The organism is Pseudomonas sp. SHLD1 (assembly GCF_028640935.1).
Taxonomy (GTDB): Bacteria; Pseudomonadota; Gammaproteobacteria; order Pseudomonadales; family Pseudomonadaceae; genus Chryseomonas; species Chryseomonas aestiva.
In genome coordinates this window covers 419,928-442,093 of the sequence record NZ_JAQZAD010000013.1, presented here as the reverse complement: position 1 = coordinate 442,093, position 22,166 = coordinate 419,928, and the positions used below count along the sequence as shown (strand labels likewise).

Below are 22,166 nucleotides of genomic sequence, written 5' to 3'. Positions count from 1 at the left end.
TGTCCTTGGGCAAACAGCTCGCGGCAGGCAAGCTCGTCCTGACTGGAGTGACCGTCCTGGCCCTGAGTGTCCTGCTCGCGGGTTGCTCCCTGGCACCCCGCCATGAACGACCGCAGCCGCCGGTCCCGGAGCGCTATCCCGTCCTGACGGCGTCCACGGACCTGTCGCCTGACCGCCAAAGCCTGTTCGCCGACCCGCACCTGCACGCCTTGATCGATCAGGCCCTGGACGGAAATCGGGATCTGCGGCTGGTCGCGCTGGATATCCAGGAAGCGCGCGCCCGCTATCGCATCAGCCGTGCCGACCTCATGTTCGAACTGGGTGCCACCGCAAGCCGGACGCGAGAACGGACCGGGAGCCTGGATAGCGCCTCGCGCACCGATCAGGAGCGAAGCGGTAGCCAGATGGCCAGCAGATACAGCGTCGGGTTGGGTACGAACGCCTACGAACTGGATCTGTTCGGCCGATTGGGGAATCTGCGCGATGCGGCCCTGGACGAGTACCTGGCCCAACGCGAGACGCGCAGCGCGGTGGAGCTGTCACTGATCGCCGAGGTGACGACGGCCTATCTGAATCAGCGCGCCCTGGATGAGAGACTGCTCGTGAGTCGCAGTACGCTGGAAAGTCGCCAGCGAGGCCTCGCCCTGATCGAGCAGCGCCATGCTGCCGGCGTGAGTTCGGCACTGGACCTGGCCCAGGCTCAAACGGCGCTAGAGACCACCGAAGCCGATCTCGCCGTCCTGGACTGGAGTCGGGCGCAGGTAGACAACACCCTGCGCCTGCTGCTCGGCGGAGAGCCGCGCGGCGATCTGCCCGCGCCCTTGCCGCTCGCGCGCCAGGGTCTCGACCTGCCCGTCCCGGCGGGCCTGCCCTCCGACCTGCTGCAACGCCGTCCGGACATTCGTGCGGCCGAATACCGCCTGCGGGCGGCCAACGCCAACATCGGCGCCGCTCGGGCTGCCTTCTTCCCGCGCATCACCCTGACGGCCAGCGCCGGCTACCTGAGTTCCGACCTTGACTGCCTGTTCAACCTCGGCAATCAGGTGTGGAGCTTCGTCCCCCAATTGCAGGTTCCGCTATTCGACGGCGGTCGCAACCGCGCCAACCTGGATCTGGCGGAGGTGCGGCGCGATCAGGATATCGCTCGCTACGAGAAGAGCATCCAGGTCGCCTTCCGCGAGGTGGCCGATCAACTCGTTGCCGAGGCGCCCCTGAGACGGCAGCTCGCGGCCCAGCAGCGCCTGCATGACATCACCGCGCGCAGTGTCGAGCTGGCGAGCGAGCGCTATCGGCAGGGGCTGGACAACTACCTGACTCTGCTCGACAGCCAGCGCACCCTCTACCAGGCCGATAACGCCCTGATCGAAACCCGGCTGCAGCTGATGATCGCCCACGTCGGCCTGTTCCGGGCACTGGGCGGCGAATGGGAGCGGAGCGGCGAAGCGGATCTTTCCGCTCCACCCGCTACGACCCCGTCGCCCATGGCCTCGCGTTAACACTTGTTTACCGGCCTTCATGAGGTTTTACACGGGCCGTTCTACCGATCGATATCCTGATTTTCAGGCGCCATCTACCGAAGGCGCGCACACAAAAGGAGACGCTAGTGAGGCACGTCGTAAAAAGCATCGGCTTCATCGCCATGATACTGGGCGTGGCGGCCGTACTCGTGGGGTGGCTCATAGACCCTACCGTCTCCTTGAACAACGGCATAAAGCTGGTTTCGATAAAGCGTGAGTTCCTGCAAACCGACTTCTTTCTCTGGGGCGCCATGTTGTTTGCCGCCGGCTTCAATGGCTATTCACTGCATACCGATCTGTGAGACCGACGCGACCTCTCCTTTCGTCGATCCACGGGAAAACGTCTCAGCTTCCAGGACATTTCACGAGCCTTGGCCATGCGTTCCTTCGGCGTCTCGATGATTCTGCTGCTGGCCTTCCTGTCCACCGTGCTCGGCCTGGTCGACCTCGACGAGGCCGACGTGATACGGATCGCCATCTATCGAGGTCCGGCCACGTGCGAGGGTTGTGCCGAGGCGGTAAGGGATGCCATCGAACGGCTTGGGTCGGCCTACCAGGTTGATTTTCTCGGCCCGGACGAACGCCTGGATGTTTCCAGTGCAAACCTGCAACGCTACGAAGCCTACGTCCAGCCGGGGGGTGGTCAGGACATACCGGCTGCCCTGGCCAGTCTGGGCAAGGACAGGATCGCTGCCATACGCGCCTATGTCGCCCAGGGTGGTCAGTATCTCGGGATCTGCATGGGCGCCTACCTCGCGGATGCCGCCAATCTCGGCCTGCTCGATGCCGAGCTGGATTCGGAGGTTGGCCGCCCGGGCTTTCCGGTCACCTCCACAGACGACAGCGTGGTGCTCTTGAGGTGGGGCGGTCGTGAAGATCAGGTGTTCTTCCAGGATGGCCCCTATCTACCGCCTGGATCGGGCGACGGTTTTCGCGTGATCGGCAGCTATGGCAATGGTGACATCGCTGCGGCGCGCTACCGGTTTGGCGCAGGCGTCGTGGTCTTGAGCGGCCCCCATCCCGAAGCCGATGAGTCCTGGTTTCAGGAGGCGCACCTGTCCATGAGCCGGTTTCCCAAAGGCGAGCCGTTCAGGACCCTGTTCGATGCCCTCGACTTCTGACAGGCACCACAGGCACTCATGGTGAGTTGGACCAGGACCACCGACAATTGCCTTTTCGCTCGCTTCACGGCACGGTGACCCGCCCACCTTGACCGGGACGCTCACCTTGACCCCTACCCTGCACATCGCCGCCGCCATCCTCCTGAACGAACGCCAGCAGGTGCTGCTGGTACGCAAGCGGGGCACCACCGCCTTCATGCAACCGGGCGGCAAGGTGGATCCGGGGGAGCAACCCCTGGAGGCCCTGATCCGCGAGCTGGGGGAAGAGCTTGGCCTGGTCATCACGGCAGAGGCTGCGACCTTTCTCGGCAACTTCCAGGCGCCGGCCGCCAATGAACCCGGTTTCAGGGTCGATTGCGCGCTGTATCAGGTAGCCATGGGCGCGGGCGACCAGGCGGTACCCGCCGCCGAAATCGAAGAGGCGGTGTGGGTAGCCGTAGACGGGCCCGGCGATCTGCCGCTGGCGCCCCTGACCCGCGACGTGATCCTTCCACTGCTGGAGCAGCGACTGCTGACCTACTAGCACGCGCTGTCGATCCCTTGGCCACGGACTTCAGCTTTGCCATGCCAGACTGCCTGAAGCCTCGGGCGGCCTGGCGCCGGCCAGCGTCAGACCTTGGGCAAGGGCTGCCATCCCCCGGCCGTACGCACCTCAAGGCAAGCCGGCTGGCCATACAGACGCAGCAGGTACAGCCAGCCGTTGCGCACCAGATCGCGCACTACGGCATGGCTGGCGATCACCTGATCGATCATCGCGCGCGGCGCCTCGATCACCACGTGCAGGCGTAGCGGACGATGCATCCACTGCTGGCCGTCGTGCAGCGACTGGCGCGCCAGACCGATGCGCAGGTCGCCGCCGTTGCCTTCGAACACGCCGATATGGCCGCCCACCACGTTGTGCAGCAACTTGTTGCCGCTGCCGAAGCGCAGGTTGTCGGTGGTCGAGATGAAGTACTGCAGGTTGATCCAGTGCGCCACCACCATGGGCGCCGTCATGATCAGCTCCAGCACCCTGCCCTCCTGGTCTTGCCGCCAATCGTAGTCGTGCAGGAAGACGCGACCCTCCAGGTCCACCGCGCGGGTGCGCGCCCGCGGCGCGGCGATGAAGGCGGCATTGCCGGCGAGGCCCCATTCCGGCCGGGTCTGCGCCCAGTCCCGAGCGCGCCGGCGCAGTTGCCCGAGCAATCTGTCCGGCTGTCCCGGCAGCGGTGCCAGGCCCAGTTTGCCCGCCCGCTGCCGCCGCACCTCGGCGCTGGCGGTGTCCAGAGCCCGCCGCAGGCGCTGCCAGCTGGGCTGGAGCGCTGCAGGAAGCCCCTCGTACCCGAAGACCTGCACCTCATCCGTCGTGGTGTTGTGCAGCCCGGCCAGCACCTGGCAGTGCGGCGGCAGGTCCAGGCCGCGCACCCGCAGCCCGTCGCGCACCTCGGGTTCGTTGAGCAGGCCGGCCAGTAGCCGCGCATTGATCTCGCCGCTCTGGCCACAGCAGGCACCGCAGTCCAGACCCGCTGCCTGAGCATTATTGGCGCTCTGACTGCCATGGCCGAGCAGCACCAACAGGGGCGGCACCGGCCCGTCGAGCCCCATGGCCTTGAGAATGCGCTCGGCCAGGTCGACCTGCTGCAGCCGGGACATCGCCGGTAGCTGTGGTTGCAACTGTTGCCGTTCGTGACGGCGCCAGGCGCTGAGTTCGGGCGAGGGCGCGCCACCCGCCAGGCCATAGGTCCGTCCCAGCAGCGCCCCGGCGTAGCCCAGCCCGACACTTTCCACCAGGGTGAAGCTCGAGGCCGGCAGCCGCTCGAACAGCCGCCAGCGGCCCTGCCGCGCCAGACGCCCCTGACGCACCTGCGCCAGCTGGCGATCCCGGGTGGCATCGCCACTGCCGTCACTTACCTGCAGCTGCGGCGCGAGCAGGCCCGGCAACTGCGGGCGCGTGGCCCCGGTACCCAGCGGCGTATAGGCGATGGGCAGCCCGAAGAAGCCGGCGAAGCCACCGGTTTCCAGTGCCGGACAGGTCTGCTCCAGGGCACGCCTGAGGGGCTCGGAACGCACGTCGATGCAGAAGAACAGCTTGGCCAGCGGCGTCGGGGGCACGGCTGCCGGGATGCGCTGGCACAGCGTCTGCTGCAGATGCTCCTGCCAGGCCAGCTCGTCGGCACGCTGCCAGAGTTGCAGGGCCCGCCAATTGGCCGAGGGCGCCTGCTGCAGGGCCGCCTGCCAGGCCGCACGCCAACTGTGCCACCGGCTATCGGCACCGCGCCGGCGATCATCCACCAGCCACTCCCAGGCCGCGCGGATGGCCAGCAGCTCCAGCAAGGTCTGGTCGTCCTCGCCCTGCAGCCGGGCCTGCCAGCGCCGATAGGCGCACCAGGAGGCCCAGCCCAGGTTGCGCAGCAGCAGGCAGTCGAACCAGGCGGCCCAGTCTTGCGCCGGCAGTCCCAGGTGTTCGACCGCCGCCTCCAGGGCATCTTGGGGTTGCGCCGGCAACGCTGCGATCCGCTGATGCAGATCCTGGCAGCCACTGAGGATGCTCAGGCCCCGGTCGGCCAGCAGACTGGCGCGCCAGGTCTGATAGAGCCCGCCACCCTCTGGCGGATGCCAGTCCGCCTGTTCGTGATCGAACCAGGCCGCGCAGCTCTGACCGATCTGGTGGGTGATCAGCGCCGGCCAGCCCGGGAGCGGAATCCCCGGTTCGGCCAGGTCTTCCAGTAGCGGCAGACCGTGGCAGACCTCAGCGGGGGCGTCCAGTACCTCCAGCAGCCTTGCCGGCTTGCAGGATTCCCCCTGCTCGGCCAGCGCCTGCTGCAGATGGCGTTCGGCGATGCGGCCGTCCTGCCAGGCCTGGCGATAGTCGGCGGCGCCCAGGGTCAGGCGGCTGCCGGCGCGCTGCCAGAGCTGCGCGGCCACGCTCTGCCAGGCCTGATCGCGCCGTTCCCACAGCGGGTTGACGGCGATCATGCGGTCCAGCGGCCAGGTCGGCGCGATACGCGCACAGGCCTGGCGGGCCGCCTCGTGCAACGCCGGGTAAAGGCTGGAAAGCGTTTCAAGGACGGTCATGCGTGGTCTCCAAGGGTGGCGTTCAGGGGCTGGGGCGCACGCGCCGGCCACAGGCGAAAGGTCAGGCGGGTGAAGTGCTCATCCAGGTAGAAGCCGGCGAAGGCCAGCGGGTAGAGACGTTGCGCCAGGGCGCCGCGCGGCCGGGCCAGCAGCAGGCCCTGCAGCAGATAGAGACCGACCAGCATGACCATCGCCACCAGGGCCAGCGGCAGCGGCGCCGTGGCGAGGTGCTGGCCGAGGATCCAGCCGGCCGCCTGATGCCACAGCAGGTAAGCGCCGAGCAGCAGGCCGAACATGAGCAAGCCATAGGCGGGCTGGTCGCGGCGCAGGGTCCAGGGCGCCAGGCCGATCGCCAGCAGCGTCAGGGCCACCAGGGGCAGCGCATGACTGGGCAGCAGCCAGGCCCAAAGCCCTTGCAGCAGCGTCAGCATCAGCGCGGCCACCAGCAGTGCGCGCAACAGCCCGCCCAGTTCGAGCACCGCGGCCTGCGGCTGCAGGGCATGCTGGCGGGCGTGGGCGACCGTCTCACCCGCGGCCAGGAAGGCATGGGCCTTGTAGAGGGAATGGGCGAGCAGGTGCACCAGCGCCAGTTCGTACAGCCCCAGCCCGCACTCCAGCAACATCAGGCCCATCTGCGCGCAGGTCGACCAGGCCAGGCGGACCTTGATGCTGATCCGGGTCATCATCACCAGCGCGGCCAGGACCGCGGTCAGGCCGCCGACCAGCACCAGCAGGCTCTGCGCCGGTACCGCGGCGGAAAACAGCGGGGCGAAGCGCAGCAGCACGAAGCCGCCCAGGTTGACCACCCCGGCATGCAGCAGGGCCGAGACCGGCGTGGGAGCCTCCATCACCTGGATCAGCCAGCCATGCACCGGCAATTGGGCCGACTTCAGAATCACCGTCAGCGCCAGCAGCAGCGCCGCGCCCTGCAGCTCCCAGCCGAGCACACCCCCCGCCTGCACCTGGGCGTTCACCGCGGCGAGGATAAGCGAGAGCTGGCTGCTATCGCCGGCCTGCACCAGCAGCAGGATCGCCAGCAGCAGGCTGACATCGGCGAGGCGGCTGGCGAGGAATTTCTTGTGGGCCGCGACGACGGCCTGCGGGCGCTCGCGGTAGAAGGTCAGCAGTTGGTGCAGGCACAGGCTGGACAGGATCCACGCCCCGGCAATCAACAGGAGGTTGCCGCTGGTGACCACCGTGGCCACCGCCGCCAGGGTGCCCAGCAGCGCGAGCACATAGCGCCGCTGCCCGGCTTCCCCCTCCAGATAGCGCCGGGAATACTCGATGATCACCAGCGCCAGCAGGCTGATGAGTCCGGCCATCGCCAGGCCGAGGCGATCAGGGTGCTGGGTGCCGACGAGCGCCTGTAGCCAGGCCGCCAGCACCAGGAAGACACCCAGATAACCCGCGACCCGCGCAGGTACCCAGAGGCGGCTCGGTGCAGCGAGGAAGACCGCGGGCAACAGCGCCAGGGCATAGACCCAGGGCAACAGTGGGGCGAGGGAAAACAGCAGGCTAGACATCTTGCACACTCCATGAACACCAGATACCGACAGTGTCCGGATGTGTACGAATTATTTAAAATAGATTGATCAGAATCTAACGTTCACTTTTGAAGAACGAAACATGCGTCGACTCAATTTCCATCACCTGCACTACTTCTGGGCCGTCGCCAAGGAAGGCAATCTCACCCGCGCTGCCGAGGCGCTGCATGTCTCCCAATCCGCCCTCTCCACCCAGATCCGCGTGCTGGAAGACCAGCTTGGCCATCCGCTGTTCATCCGCTCCGGACGCAGTCTGCGGCTGACCGAAGCCGGGCAGCTGGTGCTGGACTACGCCGACACCATCTTCGCCCTGGGCAGCGAATTGCAGGACACCCTGCAGAACACCCAGGAAGCCAACCAGACCCTGCGCATCGGCTCCGTGGCGACTCTCTCGCGCAACTTCCAGGAGAACCTGCTGCGCCCCTTCCTCGGTCGGGAAGACCTGGTGCTGACGCTCGAATCCGGCAGCGTGGACGAATTGCTGGAGCGCCTGGCCCTGCACAAGCTGGACGTGGTGCTGACCAACCAGGCGGTGAGCGCCGACAGCCAGCGCATCTGGCAATGCCGCCTGCTGCATCGCCAGCCGGTGTGCCTGATCGGCCCGCCCCGCCAGGACAGCCGTCCCTTCGACGTCCATCGGGATCTGCAACAGGCACGGCTGATCGTGCCCGGGCGCAGCAGCGACGTGCGCAGCCAGTTCGACGTCTATTGCAGCGGCCAGGGACTGACGCCGCGCATCTGCGCCGAGGTCGACGACATGGCCCTGCTGCGTCTGCTGGCCCGCGACTCCGGCGACCTGGCCCTGCTGCCCGCCGTGGTGGTGCAGGACGAACTGCGCAGCGGCGCGCTGCAGCTCTACGCCGAAGTCCCCGAGATCGCCGAACGCTTCTATGCGGTGACGCTGCAGCGGCAATTTCGCCTGAGTATTCTGGAGGAGTTGCTGGGGCGGGCGGCGGTGCCGGATGCGACCTCTGGGCCAGAGGCGCCTTGACCCCAGGTACTGAAATCGCCGAGCGGTCATAGCCGCTCGGTGCTTAATCAAGTACCCGCTACCTCACCACGCCATTGGCTTTGAACAGCCAGGCAAAGGCCTGGTCCAGAGTCGGCGATGCCGTGTCGACAGGCTCGCGTGCGAGCTGCGCGGCTGTCCGCGCAAACACTTCCCTGACCCCGGGCAGCACCGCCACCGGCAGCTCGGCAGCCCGCAGTTGGCGTTCGGCCTCTTCCACTTCCTTGAGACGGCGCGGAGCGTGGACCACATGCGTCCTGATCAGGGCGCCGAGAAAGTCCCTGAGCGAAGCCTGATCGATATCGCTCAGAGCATCGTGGAGCTTTTCCGTGACGCCCTGCTTCTCGGCCGCCATGAAGCACTCGATGGTCAGGGCTTCCAGCCCCTTGGTGAACACGCTGCGCAGGATCTTCAGGGCGGCCGCATCGCCCGCGGCGCCTCCCTCGACGGGCTTGAGCGGTGCACCGGCTTCGGCGAAGAGCGCAACCGCGCGCTCCAGACCGAAGCCGGCGCCCAGCAGATTGGTTTTCGCGTGCGTCAGCGCAATGGCCCCCAGGATGGCCACGTCCACATAGGGGATCGAGCGCTCGGCCGCGATGGCCGCGGCTCGCCTGATCTGCTCAGGATCCGCGGTGGTCATGTCGATGAACAGCGCACCCGCCGGCATAAGGGCGAGCGCCTGCTCGGCGACCGGGAGCGAGACGGTGCCGAACACGCAGGAGACGACGGCGTCGCACTCGGCGACCGCGTCTTCTACCGAGGTGACGAGTGCCAGGTCGTGCTCCTTGGCAAAGGCCTGGGCTCTGGGTGAGGGCTTGAGGTCGCACAAGAGGATTTCGTGGCCGGCTGCCACCCAGGGGTGCGCATAGGTAAGGCCCACTTCGCCTGCGCCGATAATCGCTAGCTTCATTTGCGTGTTCCGTAATCAGTGGGCCGCGTAGGCGCCCCGGTAGGTTCCAGCGGCGATCTGCGCGAGCATCTCCGCTTCCTTGCGCTCGGTCGCCAGGCACCGATCGAGCAGCTCCGCCGCCTGGGCGATGGGAAAGGCGACGATGCCGTCATGGTCACCCACGACGAGGTCTCCCGGAGACACGATCATGTCGCCGATGGTCACCGGCACGTTGATCTCGCCCGGGCCGTTCTTGTAGGGGCCACGGTGATAGCCCCCACGCGCGAAGATGGGAAAGCTGCCCTGGCTGATCGTCGCCAGGTCGCGAATCGCTCCATCGACGACGACCCCTGCGGCACCGCGCTTTTCCGCGATAGCCGCCATGATGTCACCCATCAGGGCACGACTCAGGTCGCCACCGCCATCGACCACCAGCACCTGCCCAGGGACGAGGAGCTCCAGCGCCTGGTGGATCGCCCGATTGTCGCCGGCCGGTACTTTGACGGTGAGGGCAAGGCCCGCCATGGTGCCTTCGATCCGGTGGAAGGGTCGCAGCCGAGCGCCCGGAAGCCGGTCGAGACAGTCGCTGATGATCGAGGTGGAGGTGCGGGCGAAGGCTTCGACCAGCGCGGTCGGACGGGAAGCGATGACGTTCATGGGGGCTCCTCTTGTTGGATAACGTCAAGGATAGGCCGCTGGCCAAATAGAAAAAGCGATATTAAGGTATGGCCACTCATGCCCTGAAGGAATGCCAATGGTCACGTTACGGCAATTACTGGCGCTGCACTGGATCGAACGGCTGGGCACCTTCGAAAGGGCTGCGGAGCATCTCAACACGACTCAGTCGGCCATCTCGAAACGCGTGCAGGAGCTGGAGTCCTCCACCGGCCTGCAACTGTTCGATCGCTCGCAGCGGGGTGCCCGCTTCACTGCCGAGGGTGAGGAGTTGCTGGTCATTGCGCGGGAGATGCTCGATCTGAACGAGCGCATCACCTCGCTCAAGGACGGCAAGCACGTCACCACGCGCCGCCTGCGACTGGGCGTTACCGAGCTTACTGCCTGGACCTGGCTACCGCGCCTGGTCACACGACTGGTCGCGGACTTTCCCGGGCTTACCGTGGAGCCCGAGGTCGACATGAGTCGCAACCTGCATGAGCGGCTGATGGACGACCTGGTCGACCTCATCGTGATCCCGGATACCTTCACCGCCCCCGAGGTCACCAGCATCCCCCTGGCGACCGTGGAGAATGCCTGGATGGCCGCGCCGGGACTGGTGCGGAATTCAGGCGTGGTGAGCCTGGCCGAGCTGGCCAAGTATCCCATGCTGATGCAGGGCAAGAAGTCAGGATCGGGCCTGTTCGTGAATCGCTGGCTGCATGCCCGGGGCATAGAGCTGCCCAGGATCCTCTCCTCCGACAGCCTTACCGCCATGCTCGGCCTGGCCTCGGCGGGCCTGGGCGTCACCTATCTGCCGCGCGAATGTTTCCGCCCGCTGGTGGACGAAGGCAAGCTCGTCATCGTCGAGACCGATCCCGAGCTGCCACCGGTTCCCTACATGGCGATGTACCGCAACGATCGACCTTCGACCTTCGTCGCCGAGATCGCCACGCTGGCGACGCACCTCTGCGACTTCACGAAACAGTTGCAGCGCTAGTCCGGTATCGCCAGACCGCCTCGCTGCCAGCGGAACGGCAGCGCCACAGGCGGCCGCGACCGTGAATCAGGATGCGCCACCCTTAGGCAGCGGAGGCCTCGACGGGCGCGGTAGCCGGTTCGGCAATGGTCAGCACGAAGGCCAGCGCGGCCAGGGAACAGACGCCGAGGAAGATGAACACCGCGGTCCAGCTGTAGCTGTCCAGCAGGAAGCCGGTGATCAGCGGCGCCATGGCGCCTCCGGCCTGGCCCGCGCTGTTGACCACGGATGCCGCCACCGGATAGGTCGTTCTGGTCGTCAGCCCCATCGAATAGACCGAGAACGACGAGTAGCCGATGTTGAGCAGGAAGCCGGTACCGAACAGCAACAGACCGACCGCGAGCAGTCCATTGGGCGCATAGACCAGAGCGACCATCGTCACGCAGGTCGCCACCGCGCTGATCATCATGGTCGGCTTGCGCCGGCGGTCCAGGACTCGATCCGATAGCCAGCCGCCGACGATATTGCCAAGCACTCCACCGACAAAGGGCAAGGACGCCACGAAGCCCACCTGCATCAGCTCGAAGTGCTTCACTTCGCCCAGGTACTTGGGGAGCCAGGCCAGGAGCACGTTCACCACACCGGTCATGAGCAGGTAGCCCAGACCACACCCCCAGATGTTCCAGGATCTGAACACGGAGCGGGAGGTATCCAGGATGGGGGTACGCTCATACCGCAGCGCGCGGTCGAGCCTGCCGAAATCCCGGTGCTTGCGGACCGACTCGCTGTGCGCAGTCGTCTGGTCTTCGATGTGCTCGGCTTCGGCGTCACTGACCTGCTTGCAGGCCCGCGGGTCATTGGGGACAAGCCACCACCACAGCAAGGCCAGTAACACACCCGGCAGGGCGAAGGCGATGAACATGGTGCGCCAGCCATCGAGCAGAATCAGCGCCGCTCCCAGGGGCGGTGCGATCACCGCGCCCATCTTCGCGGCGGACAGGAACGCCCCGGTAGCCGTGCCCTTTTCCCGCGGCGGAAACCAGCGGTTGATGGTGCTCAACATCGACAGCGGCAAGGCAGCTTCTGCGACGCCCAGAGCCGAGCGATAGAGCTTGAGCATACCGATGCTATGGGAGGTGCCGATCAGCAGCGTCACGAGCGATGTCATGCCAATCGCCGCGGGAGTAACCACACGCACGCTGACCTTGCTCAGCAGAAAGCCTGCCGGTATCTGACCGAGCGAGTAGAACAGGAAGAAGGCACTGACCAGCAGACCCACCTCGGCATTGGTCGCGCCGAACTCCTTCTGGATATAGGGCAAGGCGATGCCGATGTTGGCCCGATCAGCTGCAGCGAGCATGTACACGACCACGATGACCGTCAGCACCACCCAGCGATAGCGGGTCCTGGACCGCGTCTGCAGCGCTGACCGTTCCGCTACTGCCGGTGCCGGCTTTGAAGCCAGGGATTCGGTCATGAGTCCTCCGAGTTTTATGTTTATTGAAGTGACGGAGGTTTTACGACGCCCTATTAATGGAAAAAAGCGATAAAGAGGCACAGGCATTCATTCCCCTTTGGAATGCGCTTACGTCATATCCGGTAGGATGGCGGTGCTTGAGCCCTTGGCAGCCGCAACTCCGTCTGCCCCGCTGCGCTCCCCGCACCGGGATGCCGGCCGGAAACACGGATAACCCTTAATCAACGGGCGAGTCTGTAGATCCTCTTTCCGGTTGATGGACTGGCGCCAACCACCCAGCACCCCAGGCGTGCCCTCCTCCCCCTCGCCCGCTACAATGCGTGCCTTGCCGTGCCACGCCTGACCGAGAAGAATCGCCATGTCCCTGCCCAAGCACCATCTGGAATTGCTCAGCCCGGCCCGCGATGTCGGTATCGCGCGAGAGGCCATCCTGCATGGGGCCGATGCCATCTATATTGGCGGGCCGAGCTTCGGGGCGCGGCACAATGCCTGCAACGAGGTCAGCGAGATCGCCGAGCTGGTAGCGTTCGCCCGGCGCTACCACGCGCGCGTGTTCACCACCATCAACACCATCCTGCATGACGACGAGCTGGAGCCGGCACGCAAGCTGATCCACCAGCTGTACGACGCCGGCGTGGATGCGCTGATCGTGCAGGACCTGGGCGTGCTGGAACTGGACATCCCGCCGATCGAGCTGCATGCCAGCACCCAGACCGACATCCGCACCCTGGCGCGGGCCAAGTTTCTCGACCAGGCCGGCTTCTCCCAGCTGGTATTGGCGCGCGAGCTGAATCTGCAGGAGATCTCGGCCATTGCCGCCGAGACCGACGCGGCCGTCGAATTCTTCATCCATGGCGCCCTGTGCGTGGCCTTCTCCGGCCAGTGCAACATCTCCCATGCCCAGACCGGCCGCAGCGCCAACCGCGGCGACTGTTCCCAGGCCTGCCGCCTGCCCTACACCCTGAAGGATGACCAGGGTCGGGTGGTGGCCTTCGAGAAGCACCTGCTGTCGATGAAGGACAACAACCAGAGCGCCAACCTGCGCGCCCTGGTCGAGGCCGGCGTGCGCTCCTTCAAGATCGAGGGGCGCTACAAGGACATGGGCTACGTGAAGAACATCACCGCCTACTACCGCCAGCTGCTCGACGAGATCCTCGAAGACCGCAGCGACCTGGCGCGCGCCTCCAGCGGTCGCACGGCGCACTTCTTCGTGCCCGATCCGGACAAGACCTTCCACCGCGGCAGCACCGACTACTTCGTCACCGACCGCAAGGTGGACATCGGTGCCTTCGATTCGCCGACCTTTACCGGGCTGCCGGTGGGTCAGGTGGAAAAGGTCGGCAAGCGCGACTTCATCGCCGTGACCGAAGAGCCGCTGTCCAACGGCGACGGCCTCAATGTGCTGGTCAAGCGCGAGGTGGTGGGCTTTCGCGCCAACGTCGCCGAGCTCAAGGGCGAATTCGAGGAGGACGGGGCGAAGCGCTATCGCTATCGCGTCGAACCCAACGAGATGCCCGAGGGGCTGTTCCGCCTGCGGCCGAATCACCCGCTGTCGCGCAATCTGGACCACAACTGGCAGCAGGCCCTGCTCAAGACCAGCGCCGAGCGCCGCATCGGCGTGCGCTGGCAGGCCGAGCTGCGCGAGCAGCGGCTACAGCTGACCGCCACCAGCGAGGAAGGCTTGAGCGTCACGGTTACCCTGGACGGCCCCTTCGGCGTTGCCAACAAGCCGGATCAGGCGCTGGACGGCCTGCGCGACCTGCTGACCCAGCTGGGCACCACCGAATACCATGCGCTGGACGTGACCCTGGATGCCCCCCAGGCCTTCTTCGTACCCAATTCGCAGCTCAAGGCGCTGCGCCGCGAGGCCATCGAGCAGCTGACCGCCGCCCGCGTCGCCGCCTACCCGCGCGGCCGTCGCAAGGCCGAGACCAGTCCGCCGCCGGTGTACCCCGAGTCGCACCTGTCGTTCCTCTACAACGTCTACAACCAGAAGGCCCGCGATTTCTACCACCGCCATGGCGTGCAGCTGATCGATGCGGCCTACGAGGCCCACGAAGAGCCTGGCGAGGTGCCGGTGATGATCACCAAGCACTGCCTGCGCTTCTCCTTCAACCTCTGCCCCAAGCAGGCCAAGGGCGTCACCGGCGTACGCACCAAGGTCGCGCCCATGCAGCTGGTCCACGGCGACGAGGTGCTGACCCTGAAGTTCGACTGCAAGCCCTGCGAGATGCACGTGGTGGGCAAGATGAAGGGCCATATCCTCGACCTGCCGCTGCCGGGCAGCCAGGCCGCTGCCAAGGCGCTGGCCAGCATCAGCCCGGAAGACCTGCTCAAGACCATCCGCAACAAGCCGACCGGCTACAGCCACTGAGCCCGGGTGGGCTCCCGGGAGCTATCGGGTCTGGCGTCCCGCAGGCCAGGTGATCGCCGCCGGAGCCCGGCCCCCTGCCGCGCTGTCCGCCCCTTCGCGAAACCGCCATTCCCTTGCCCCTTCGAGCGTGACCGGCGCTCACTCCTCGGTGCTGCCAGGGGCCACTAGAAACACCCGATCGACAGATCAGGTGAGCCCAGTTTTTTTCGACTCGGCAGCGCCTGCCGTAACGACCGGGCCAGAGGCGCTCAGGGTTGCCAGTCGCCCGATCGACACGTCTCGAACTGCGCCCGACCATGAAAAAAAGTGCACGGCACCGCCGCGATGGACTCCAACCTGGCTGATGCCATTCACGGGTTCCTGGCTGAACGGCCGAGCTGGCGAATGGCGTCCTGTGTTCCAGTTGGCCACGAGAGCGCTGGGATAAAACGAGTCGCGACCGCGCCTGCGCGGCCGAGTCGTGGCGATTTCTGAACCGGCTAGAAGACCCCTTTGCTTTATGGATCTCGGATTTTTCAACACCCTGCTATCGACCAGTCTGCTCGGCATCTCGCTGGCCAACTGGCTCGCCATGCTGTGCATCATCCTGCTCAGCTTCACCCTCGCCCGCACCGTCATCGGCTTCGTCCTGAGAAACCTGCGGACCCGCGCCGAGAAACCGGGCGCCCATGTCAGCCATATCGCCATCCAGGTGCTCTCCAGCACCAGCAATACCCTGCTGCTGCTGGCCGCTATCCTGATCGGCGTGGGGACACTGGACCTGCCCGAGCGCTGGCTGACGCGGGTCAGCAGCCTCTGGTTCGTGGTCGCGGCCCTGCAGGTCGGGCTGTGGGCCAACCGGGCGGTCGCCCTGGCGGTGCACCATTACTTCGTCAAGCACAGCCAGGCCGACGTCTACCAGGGCAGCGCCCTGGCCACCCTGTCGCTGTGGGGCGCCAAGGTGCTGCTCTGGGCCGTGGTCGGCCTGGCCATGCTGTCCAATCTCGGCGTCAACATCACCGCCTTTGTCGCCAGCCTCGGCGTGGGTGGCATCGCCATCGCCCTGGCCGTGCAGAACATCCTGGGTGATGTGTTCGCCTCCCTGTCGATCGCGGTCGACAAACCCTTCGAGGTGGGCGACTTCATCGTCGTCGGCTCGCTGGCGGGCACCGTCGAACACGTGGGCCTGAAGACCACGCGGATCAGAAGCCTGGGCGGCGAGCAGATCGTCATGGCGAACGCCGAGATGATCGGCAGCACCATCCAGAACTACAAGAAGCTGCAGGAGCGTCGCATCGTCTTCAAGTTCGGCCTGACCTATGCCAGCCAGCCGAAGCAGATCAGGCAGGTCACCGCCGCCCTGAAGGACATCATTCAACGGCAGGACAAGACGCGCTTTGACCGGGCTCATCTGCTGGCCTTCGGCGACAGCTCGCTGGACTTCGAGGTCGTCTACATCGTCCTGGATGCCAGCTACAACCTGTACATGGACATCCAGCAGGCGATCAATCTGGAGATGATGGAAGCCTTCGCCAAGATCGGCGTGCGCTTCGCCCTCTCCAGCAGAAGCCTGTATGTCGAATCCCTGCCTGGGGACTTCATGGCCGAGCGGGATCGGCAGGAAGAGAATGAATCGGTTGGCCAGCACCGGCCAGTGATCCAGTAGGAATCCGCCAACCAAGGGGTGCCGGCGCTGCCGTCGGGGCGTTCGTCCTGGTGGACGCCTCGACGGCAGCGCCCGGGCGAGCCGCCGGCTCAGGCGCGGCAGCGGCCTACCGCGCGGCTGCCGCGGGTACCTGGCGCGCAACGCCAGCGTAGGCGTCGAGCATCCGCTCGCACCAGGCGGTGATGGGATCGTCCTGGGCCAGCAACGCCTGGGCACTGACGATCCGCGCCCACTGAAAGGCGCCGAAGACGATGTGATCGGCATAGGCCGGGGCTTCGCCGGCCAGGTAATCCTGCACCGCCAGGGTGCTGCGCAGGGGCTTCAGGATGTCGCGAAAGGCCTGCAGCGAGGTTTCGCGTTGCCCAGCCAGGGCCTCCAGCGACACGCCAAATGCCGCCTCGCGCGTCCGCTTGAAGTAGTCCTGGTCGGCTTCATCCAGAACCCCATGGACGTCGCGCAGGATCAACCGCGCCAGCGCCGGATGGACACTGTCCGCGACCCATTGGTTGATGAAGCGCGTCGTTGCCTTGAGCGAGGCATCGCCCAACAGGGCAGGCCGCTCGGGGTACTGGCGATCCAGGTACTCGGCGATGGTCCAGCTGTCACTCACGCACTGGTCGCCGTCGACCAGCACCGGCACCTTGCCCTGGCCGGAAAAGGCGATGGCCTCCTTCTCGTGGAAGCGCCAGGCCACGGTCTCCACCGGCAACCCCTTGTGCGCCAGCGCCAGCCGTGTGCGCCAGCAATAGGGACTGAAGCGGCAGCTGTCGTCGGCGCCGGTCAGTTCGTACAGGCGTAAGGGTTGAGTCATCAGGAGGTTCCTTTTGGTTGTTCAGCAAGCCATCCAGAAACGGCAGCCCGCAGGAGGGTCGGACCAGCGCGGCGGCTGCTCTCACCTTGCTAGGACCACGCCTCGACCGCAAGTGTCCAGCTCGGGTGGGATCGCCAGGCCGCGAGCAACCGCTCCCTGACAGGGGACCCGAGGAATGCATCACCGCAGAAATCGGCCGCCGAGATGACTGTCATGGCCCGAGTGCCGACCGCTCCGAGATGGTCGTCAGGCAGAGGACCTGGCCTTCCAGAGAGGTCGGGTTACAGCGCTCAGCCACTATCGCCGCTCCATCCATTCGCCAACCAAGCCTTCAGAACGACAGGTCATGACCGTCGATTTTCAATCAGTTACCAGCGAAATGACCCGTTTCGCCGGGTACTGCCCTGCACAACGCCTCCCTACAATGGCCTCACAACAAGAAAAGCGCCAAGCGCGTGAGGACCGAACCATGTATCGCGACCACATCGTCAAACCTCGCGCGACAGACAGCCTTCCGTTCATGGCCGCGGTAGCCGCCGCCGTCTTTCTGCTGGCCTGCGTCTATGGCGTCGGCGAAGGTGGTCTGGCCCGTCTCATGGGACCGATCGTGCTCGACCTGGAAGCCCCCATGCTGCGCAACATCGCGGTCTCCGGGACGCTGACCCTCACCCTGATGCTGAACCTGTTCATCCTTGGCCGATTTCCGCTGAAGGCTCAGGTGGCCACCGTCTGGTGCGAGTTGCTGCTGCTGTTCCTGCTGTTCTTCGATACCTTCGATCTGTCCTACAGCTTCATCTTCAGCAAAGTCGGCTTCATGATCACCCAAGGGGTGTTCACCACCGTCTACGTCTCGGCGCTATCCATCGCCATCGCTTTCGTGCTGGCCTTGCTGGGCGCCACTGCGCGTCTTTCGGCCAACGGCTTCGCCGTCGCCATTGCGAGTTTCTATACCTCGTTCTTTCGCGGCGTACCGCTGCTGATCCAGATCTACCTGATCTACCTGGGCATTCCCCAACTGGGCTATGTCGTGGGCGCGGTGCCAGCGGGGGTGCTGGCGCTGTCGCTGTGCTACGGCGCCTACATGACCGAGATCTTTCGTGCCGGGATCAGCAGCATCCCGCGCGGGCAGTGGGAGGCCTGTCGGGCAATCGGCCTCACGCCCTTCCAGGCCATGACCCGCGTGATCCTGCCGCAGTCGATGCGGCTCATCATTCCGCCGACCGGCAACCAGTTCATCTCGATGCTCAAGGACAGCTCGCTGGTGTCGGTGATCGGGGTCTGGGAGCTGATGTTCCTGGCGCGTACCCAGGGGCGCGCGGAGTTCCGCCACCTGGAAATGCTGATCACGGCCGCAGTGCTCTATTGGATGCTGTCGATCCTGCTCGAAACCGTGCAGGCCCGTCTGGAAAAGCGCTTCGACCGCGCCCATCGCTAACCCGGGAGCACCCAATGCATCAAACTTCGGCTCCATCCAACCTCAATGCGGCCGTCGCGGTACGCGATCTGCAGAAATGGTATGGCGACTTCCAGGTCCTCAAGGGGATCGACCTGCACATTGGCAACGGCGAGATCGTCGTGATCTGTGGTCCCTCCGGCTCGGGCAAGTCGACGCTGATCCGCTGCCTGAACCTGCTGGAAGACTTCCAGCAGGGCGAGGTGCGGATCGCCGGCCAGGTGCTGACCCGCGAAGCGGCCAGCGTGGCCAGTATCCGCCGACAGGTCGGCATGGTGTTCCAGCAGTTCAACCTCTTCCCACACCTGACGGTGCTGGAGAACCTGATGCTGGGCCCGCGCCTGGTCGGCAAGCTCGACCAGGCCGAAGCACGAAAACTGGCCCTGCAATACCTGGCGCGGGTACGGATCGCCAACCAGGCGGACAAGTATCCCGGCCAGCTCTCCGGCGGCCAGCAGCAGCGGGTCGCCATTGCCCGGGCGCTGTGCATGAAGCCACGCATCATGCTATTCGACGAACCGACCTCGGCGCTCGACCCGGAGATGGTCAAGGAAGTCCTGGATGTAATGGGCGAGCTGGCTCAGGACGGCATCACCATGCTCTGTGTCACCCACGAGATGGGCTTCGCCCGCAAGGTGGCCGACCGGATCATCTTCATGGACCAGGGCCAGATCATCGAAGAGGCCCGTCCGGACGAATTCTTCGACAATCCGCGCCAGCCGCGAGCGCGTGAATTTCTCTCGCAGATCCTCAGTCACTGACCACCGCCGTTACACCCCTCACGACAACAACAAACGTGTATCCGGAGACATCACCATGATCCCAGCCGCTCGTCTTCTCACCGCTGTCGCCGCCGCTGCCGCCCTGAGTGCCGCCCTGCCCTCCGCCTGGGCCGGCGCGACCCTGGACCGCATTCACCAGACCAAGGTCATGAAGGTGGCGACCGCAGCCAATTGGCCGCCGCAGTCCTTTCTCGGCGAGGACAATCAGCTGCGCGGCTTCGACATCGACGTGGCGACCGAGATCGGGCGTCGACTCGGGACCAAGGTGACCTTCGTGACGCCCGAGTACGGCATCATCACCGCCGGTCGCTGGGCCAATCGCTGGGATCTCTCCGTCGGTTCCATGACGCCGACGACCGCCAGGGCGCGAGTACTGGATTTCCCTGCCGTCTACTACTACACACCCTATGTGTTCGCGGTGCACAAGGACGCGGCCAAGACGACGGTCTCCGCGCTGAATGGCAAGAAGATCGGCGTCGAAGCCGGTACCACTTCAGAGGATTACATTAACAGGCGTCTGAAGATCGATGCCGCCGATGTGCCCGCGTTCACCTACGAGGTGGAGCCTGGCGAAGTCCTCACCTATGGCGACAGCATGGGTCCGCTCGACGATCTGCGCATGGGCAACGGCACCCGGCTGGACGCCACCCTGTCGGCACTGCCCACCGTGCTGGGCGCCATCAAGGCGGGTTACCCCATCGCCGCCGTAGCGGGCAAACCGGCCTACTACGAACCCCTCGCCATCGCGGTCGACAAGGGCGACGAGGCCTTCAACGCGGAGCTGGCCAAGGCCATCACCGACATGAAGGCCGACGGTACGCTCAAGCAACTCTCGCAGAAATGGTACGGCACTGACCTCACCCTGATTCAGTAACCATCGCTTCAGACACCCGTACCCGTCATGCGGCGGGTGCGTGGACCGCTGCTGCCCGAAAAAGGACACCCGCTGATGGCTGCCTATAGCAACAACTATTACACCGGAACCATGCGCGCGACCACGCAACGCGCGCCTTTGCTAGGCGATGTGGCGGCGGACGTCTGCGTCATCGGCGGCGGCCTGGCCGGTCTGAGCACGGCCTGGGAGCTGCTGGCGCGTGGCCGTTCGGTGGTCTTGCTGGAAGCGAATCGCGTAGCGTGGGGAGCCTCTGGCCGAAACGGCGGATTCGTCCTGCAGGGCTGGTCGGAAGGCCTGTCCGCGATCGAACGGCGCTGCGGCCGTCAGACAGCGGCCGCCTTGTTCAGGCTGTCGCTGGAGGGTGTCGACATCGTCCGGGACACCATCGCCCGCCACCACTTGCCCGGCTGTGCACCCACGGCCGGCAAGCTCAGCGTGGTGCGCTACGAGGATGGCATCAATCTGCAACGGACCCGCGATCGCATGGCGCGGGACTTCGACTTCGAACTGGAGTATCTGGGCACCCAGCAGATCCGGGAGCGTCTGAAGACCGACCGCTATTTTCAGGCGCTACGCGACACCCATGGCTTTCACTTCCACCCCTTGAACTACTGCCTGGGTCTGGCGGAGCTATTCGAGGCCGGCGGCGGCGTGATCCACGAGCGCACGGCAATGCGCGAGGTGGTGAGCCAGGCGGACCGTCACCGGGTCACGACCAACCAAGGCTCGGTGACCTGCCGCGACGTGGTCTACTGCTGCGGAGGCTATGGCGGTACGGAATTCGGACGACTCCGCCGCGCCTTCCTGCCGATCGCCACCTACGTGGTGCTGACCGAGCCTCTGGGCGAGCGGCTCGCGAGTGCCGTAACCACCACGGATGCGGTCGGCGACAACCGACGCGCCTCGGACTACTACCGCATCGTCGAAGGCGATCGTCTGCTCTGGGGCGGGCATATCACCACTCACAACCTGCAGGACGAGCAGCGGCTCGGGCAATTGCTCACCCGCGACATCCTCGCTGTCTATCCCCAGCTGCAGGGTCTGAAGATCGCCAAAGCCTGGTCCGGACTGATGGGCTATGCGCGCCACAAGATGCCGCACATCGGTCGCCTGGCGACAGGGGTGTGGACCTGTACTTCATTTGGGGGCCATGGTATGAACACCGCACCGATCGGGGGCCGCGTGATAGCGGAAGCCATCTGTGGCGAGACGGATCGTTATCGGCTGTTCTCCGCCTACGGCCTCGAATGGAATGGCGGTCCGGTCGGACCAGCAGCCGCGCAGACCGTCTATGCCTATCTCAAGCTGATGGACAGATTTCAGGAAGCCCGGGCGCACGGACACCGTTGAGCCGAGGAAAGGTCATGGACGCACGCAACACCGGAGCGCTGTTTCAGTTGACGGAGAAGGATCGGCAGCTGCTGGCGCTTTTGCAGGCCAATGCCCGCGAGCCCACTGCGGCCCTGGCGCGCAAGCTCGGCGTCTCACGCTCCGCCGTACAGGAGCGGATCACCCGCCTGGAACGGGCTGGCGTGATCACCGGCTACAGCGTCCGCATCGACCAGGATCGCCTGCAGCAGGTGATCAACTGCTTCACCATGACCTCCTGCACCAACAAGAGCTACACCGATGTCATGACGCACCTGCGCAACATGGAAGCGGTACAGGCCGTGTATGCCGTGTCGGGTGAATCCGACTTCATCATCCACCTCGCTACCCATACGCTCGGCGAGCTGAATGCGGAGCTCACCCGCATCAACATGATCAAGGGTGTCGCCCACACCGCCTCGCACATCGTGATGGAAACGAAGTTCAGCCGGAAACTGACGATCTGAACGGGCGCAATCGCGCCCAAACGCAGTCTCGATAGCCATTCCCCTCGCCAGTGGCTCATGTATCGCTTGACTGAATTGCAGCAACCGACGGCAGACCTTAGCTCGGCTCCCCCGACAGCCGTCCACC

The 22,166-nt window shown here is 65.4% G+C and carries 19 protein-coding genes; 13 read left to right on the top strand and 6 right to left on the bottom strand.

Translation table 11 applies throughout. From position 1 onward, the window contains the following. Positions 1-47: 47 nt before the first annotated feature. The 4 genes from PVZ77_RS07430 (at position 48) to PVZ77_RS07415 (ending at position 3,161) form a co-directional block, all read left to right on the top strand. On the top strand, positions 48-1,496 hold the full coding sequence (locus PVZ77_RS07430) for an efflux transporter outer membrane subunit (RefSeq protein ID WP_273806150.1): 1,449 nt from the start codon (positions 48-50) through the stop codon (positions 1,494-1,496). Between the two features lie 107 nt (positions 1,497-1,603). Continuing rightward, positions 1,604-1,819, top strand: a complete 216-nt coding sequence (locus tag PVZ77_RS07425; protein WP_133860929.1) for a hypothetical protein — start codon at positions 1,604-1,606, stop codon at positions 1,817-1,819. 96 nt (positions 1,820-1,915) lie between these two features. Beyond that, positions 1,916-2,638, top strand: coding sequence for a BPL-N domain-containing protein (locus tag PVZ77_RS07420; protein ID WP_273806149.1), 723 nt, complete (start codon positions 1,916-1,918; stop codon positions 2,636-2,638). A gap of 106 nt (positions 2,639-2,744) precedes the next feature. Further along, complete coding sequence (locus tag PVZ77_RS07415; protein ID WP_273806148.1) at positions 2,745-3,161, top strand: NUDIX hydrolase; 417 nt, start codon at positions 2,745-2,747, stop codon at positions 3,159-3,161. Positions 3,162-3,247: 86 nt separating this feature from the next. Here PVZ77_RS07415 and PVZ77_RS07410 read toward each other — a convergent pair whose 3' ends face one another. Together PVZ77_RS07410 and PVZ77_RS07405 are read right to left on the bottom strand one after the other, a co-directional pair. Further along, positions 3,248-5,692 (bottom strand): YbcC family protein, encoded by a 2,445-nt coding sequence (locus PVZ77_RS07410; RefSeq protein ID WP_273806147.1) that lies wholly within the window; start codon positions 5,690-5,692, stop codon positions 3,248-3,250. Beyond that, entirely contained in the window at positions 5,689-7,215 is a 1,527-nt protein-coding gene (locus PVZ77_RS07405) for an NADH-quinone oxidoreductase subunit L (protein ID WP_273806146.1), read from the bottom strand. The genes PVZ77_RS07410 and PVZ77_RS07405 overlap by 4 nt, the downstream gene beginning before the upstream one ends. A 103-nt stretch (positions 7,216-7,318) precedes the next feature. Here PVZ77_RS07405 and PVZ77_RS07400 point away from each other — a divergent pair, with 103 nt between their 5' ends. After that, the gene (locus PVZ77_RS07400; protein WP_273806145.1) at positions 7,319-8,227 is read left to right on the top strand and encodes a LysR family transcriptional regulator; all 909 of its coding nucleotides are present in this window, start codon (positions 7,319-7,321) and stop codon (positions 8,225-8,227) included. A 58-nt stretch (positions 8,228-8,285) separates the two neighbouring features. Here PVZ77_RS07400 and PVZ77_RS07395 read toward each other — a convergent pair whose 3' ends face one another. Both PVZ77_RS07395 and PVZ77_RS07390 read right to left on the bottom strand, forming a co-directional pair. After that, complete coding sequence (locus PVZ77_RS07395; RefSeq protein ID WP_273806143.1) at positions 8,286-9,155, bottom strand: NAD(P)-dependent oxidoreductase; 870 nt, start codon at positions 9,153-9,155, stop codon at positions 8,286-8,288. A 15-nt stretch (positions 9,156-9,170) separates the two neighbouring features. Continuing rightward, positions 9,171-9,791, bottom strand: a complete 621-nt coding sequence (locus PVZ77_RS07390; RefSeq protein WP_273806142.1) for an RraA family protein — start codon at positions 9,789-9,791, stop codon at positions 9,171-9,173. Positions 9,792-9,888: 97 nt separating this feature from the next. On the opposite strand from PVZ77_RS07390, the gene PVZ77_RS07385 reads away from it, so the two are divergent. Beyond that, complete coding sequence (locus PVZ77_RS07385; protein ID WP_273806141.1) at positions 9,889-10,788, top strand: LysR family transcriptional regulator; 900 nt, start codon at positions 9,889-9,891, stop codon at positions 10,786-10,788. Between the two features lie 82 nt (positions 10,789-10,870). On the opposite strand, the gene PVZ77_RS07380 is transcribed toward PVZ77_RS07385, so the two are convergent. Next, positions 10,871-12,244, bottom strand: coding sequence for an MFS transporter (locus tag PVZ77_RS07380; RefSeq protein WP_273806140.1), 1,374 nt, complete (start codon positions 12,242-12,244; stop codon positions 10,871-10,873). Positions 12,245-12,602: 358 nt separating this feature from the next. On the opposite strand from PVZ77_RS07380, the gene PVZ77_RS07375 reads away from it, so the two are divergent. Continuing rightward, on the top strand, positions 12,603-14,618 hold the full coding sequence (locus PVZ77_RS07375; protein ID WP_273806139.1) for a peptidase U32 family protein: 2,016 nt from the start codon (positions 12,603-12,605) through the stop codon (positions 14,616-14,618). Positions 14,619-15,117: 499 nt separating this feature from the next. Next, positions 15,118-16,263, top strand: a complete 1,146-nt coding sequence (locus PVZ77_RS07370) for a mechanosensitive ion channel family protein (RefSeq protein ID WP_273806138.1) — start codon at positions 15,118-15,120, stop codon at positions 16,261-16,263. 106 nt (positions 16,264-16,369) lie between these two features. Here the strand turns inward: PVZ77_RS07370 and PVZ77_RS07365 are convergent, their stop codons facing one another. Further along, positions 16,370-17,074 (bottom strand): glutathione S-transferase family protein, encoded by a 705-nt coding sequence (locus PVZ77_RS07365; RefSeq protein ID WP_273806137.1) that lies wholly within the window; start codon positions 17,072-17,074, stop codon positions 16,370-16,372. A gap of 469 nt (positions 17,075-17,543) precedes the next feature. On the opposite strand from PVZ77_RS07365, the gene PVZ77_RS07360 reads away from it, so the two are divergent. From PVZ77_RS07360 to PVZ77_RS07340, 5 genes are all read left to right on the top strand, one after another. Further along, positions 17,544-18,509 carry an amino acid ABC transporter permease gene (locus PVZ77_RS07360; protein WP_133860943.1) on the top strand — a complete coding sequence of 322 codons (966 nt, stop codon included), beginning with the start codon at positions 17,544-17,546 and terminating at the stop codon, positions 18,507-18,509. Between the two features lie 14 nt (positions 18,510-18,523). Further along, on the top strand, positions 18,524-19,288 hold the full coding sequence (locus PVZ77_RS07355; protein ID WP_273806136.1) for an amino acid ABC transporter ATP-binding protein: 765 nt from the start codon (positions 18,524-18,526) through the stop codon (positions 19,286-19,288). 55 nt (positions 19,289-19,343) lie between these two features. Next, positions 19,344-20,183, top strand: a complete 840-nt coding sequence (locus PVZ77_RS07350; RefSeq protein ID WP_273806135.1) for a transporter substrate-binding domain-containing protein — start codon at positions 19,344-19,346, stop codon at positions 20,181-20,183. A 75-nt stretch (positions 20,184-20,258) separates the two neighbouring features. Next, on the top strand, positions 20,259-21,554 hold the full coding sequence (locus PVZ77_RS07345; RefSeq protein ID WP_273806134.1) for an NAD(P)/FAD-dependent oxidoreductase: 1,296 nt from the start codon (positions 20,259-20,261) through the stop codon (positions 21,552-21,554). A gap of 14 nt (positions 21,555-21,568) precedes the next feature. Further along, positions 21,569-22,039 carry an Lrp/AsnC family transcriptional regulator gene (locus tag PVZ77_RS07340; RefSeq protein WP_133860947.1) on the top strand — a complete coding sequence of 157 codons (471 nt, stop codon included), beginning with the start codon at positions 21,569-21,571 and terminating at the stop codon, positions 22,037-22,039. Positions 22,040-22,166: the final 127 nt, after the last annotated feature.

Bases quoted from the DNA above. Each gene is read 5' to 3' on its own strand.
- PVZ77_RS07340 (WP_133860947.1), top strand. From the start codon at position 21,569: ATGGACGCACGCAACACCGGAGCGCTGTTTCAGTTGACGGAGAAGGAT.
- PVZ77_RS07400 (WP_273806145.1), top strand. From the start codon at position 7,319: ATGCGTCGACTCAATTTCCATCACCTGCACTACTTCTGGGCCGTCGCC.
- PVZ77_RS07380 (WP_273806140.1), bottom strand. From the start codon at position 12,244: ATGACCGAATCCCTGGCTTCAAAGCCGGCACCGGCAGTAGCGGAACGG.
- PVZ77_RS07360 (WP_133860943.1), top strand. From the start codon at position 17,544: ATGTATCGCGACCACATCGTCAAACCTCGCGCGACAGACAGCCTTCCG.
- PVZ77_RS07375 (WP_273806139.1), top strand. From the start codon at position 12,603: ATGTCCCTGCCCAAGCACCATCTGGAATTGCTCAGCCCGGCCCGCGAT.
- PVZ77_RS07345 (WP_273806134.1), top strand. From the start codon at position 20,259: ATGGCTGCCTATAGCAACAACTATTACACCGGAACCATGCGCGCGACC.
- PVZ77_RS07355 (WP_273806136.1), top strand. From the start codon at position 18,524: ATGCATCAAACTTCGGCTCCATCCAACCTCAATGCGGCCGTCGCGGTA.
- PVZ77_RS07390 (WP_273806142.1), bottom strand. From the start codon at position 9,791: ATGAACGTCATCGCTTCCCGTCCGACCGCGCTGGTCGAAGCCTTCGCC.
- PVZ77_RS07395 (WP_273806143.1), bottom strand. From the start codon at position 9,155: ATGAAGCTAGCGATTATCGGCGCAGGCGAAGTGGGCCTTACCTATGCG.
- PVZ77_RS07385 (WP_273806141.1), top strand. From the start codon at position 9,889: ATGGTCACGTTACGGCAATTACTGGCGCTGCACTGGATCGAACGGCTG.
- PVZ77_RS07365 (WP_273806137.1), bottom strand. From the start codon at position 17,074: ATGACTCAACCCTTACGCCTGTACGAACTGACCGGCGCCGACGACAGC.
- PVZ77_RS07350 (WP_273806135.1), top strand. From the start codon at position 19,344: ATGATCCCAGCCGCTCGTCTTCTCACCGCTGTCGCCGCCGCTGCCGCC.
- PVZ77_RS07420 (WP_273806149.1), top strand. From the start codon at position 1,916: ATGATTCTGCTGCTGGCCTTCCTGTCCACCGTGCTCGGCCTGGTCGAC.
- PVZ77_RS07405 (WP_273806146.1), bottom strand. From the start codon at position 7,215: ATGTCTAGCCTGCTGTTTTCCCTCGCCCCACTGTTGCCCTGGGTCTAT.
- PVZ77_RS07370 (WP_273806138.1), top strand. From the start codon at position 15,118: ATGGATCTCGGATTTTTCAACACCCTGCTATCGACCAGTCTGCTCGGC.
- PVZ77_RS07410 (WP_273806147.1), bottom strand. From the start codon at position 5,692: ATGACCGTCCTTGAAACGCTTTCCAGCCTTTACCCGGCGTTGCACGAG.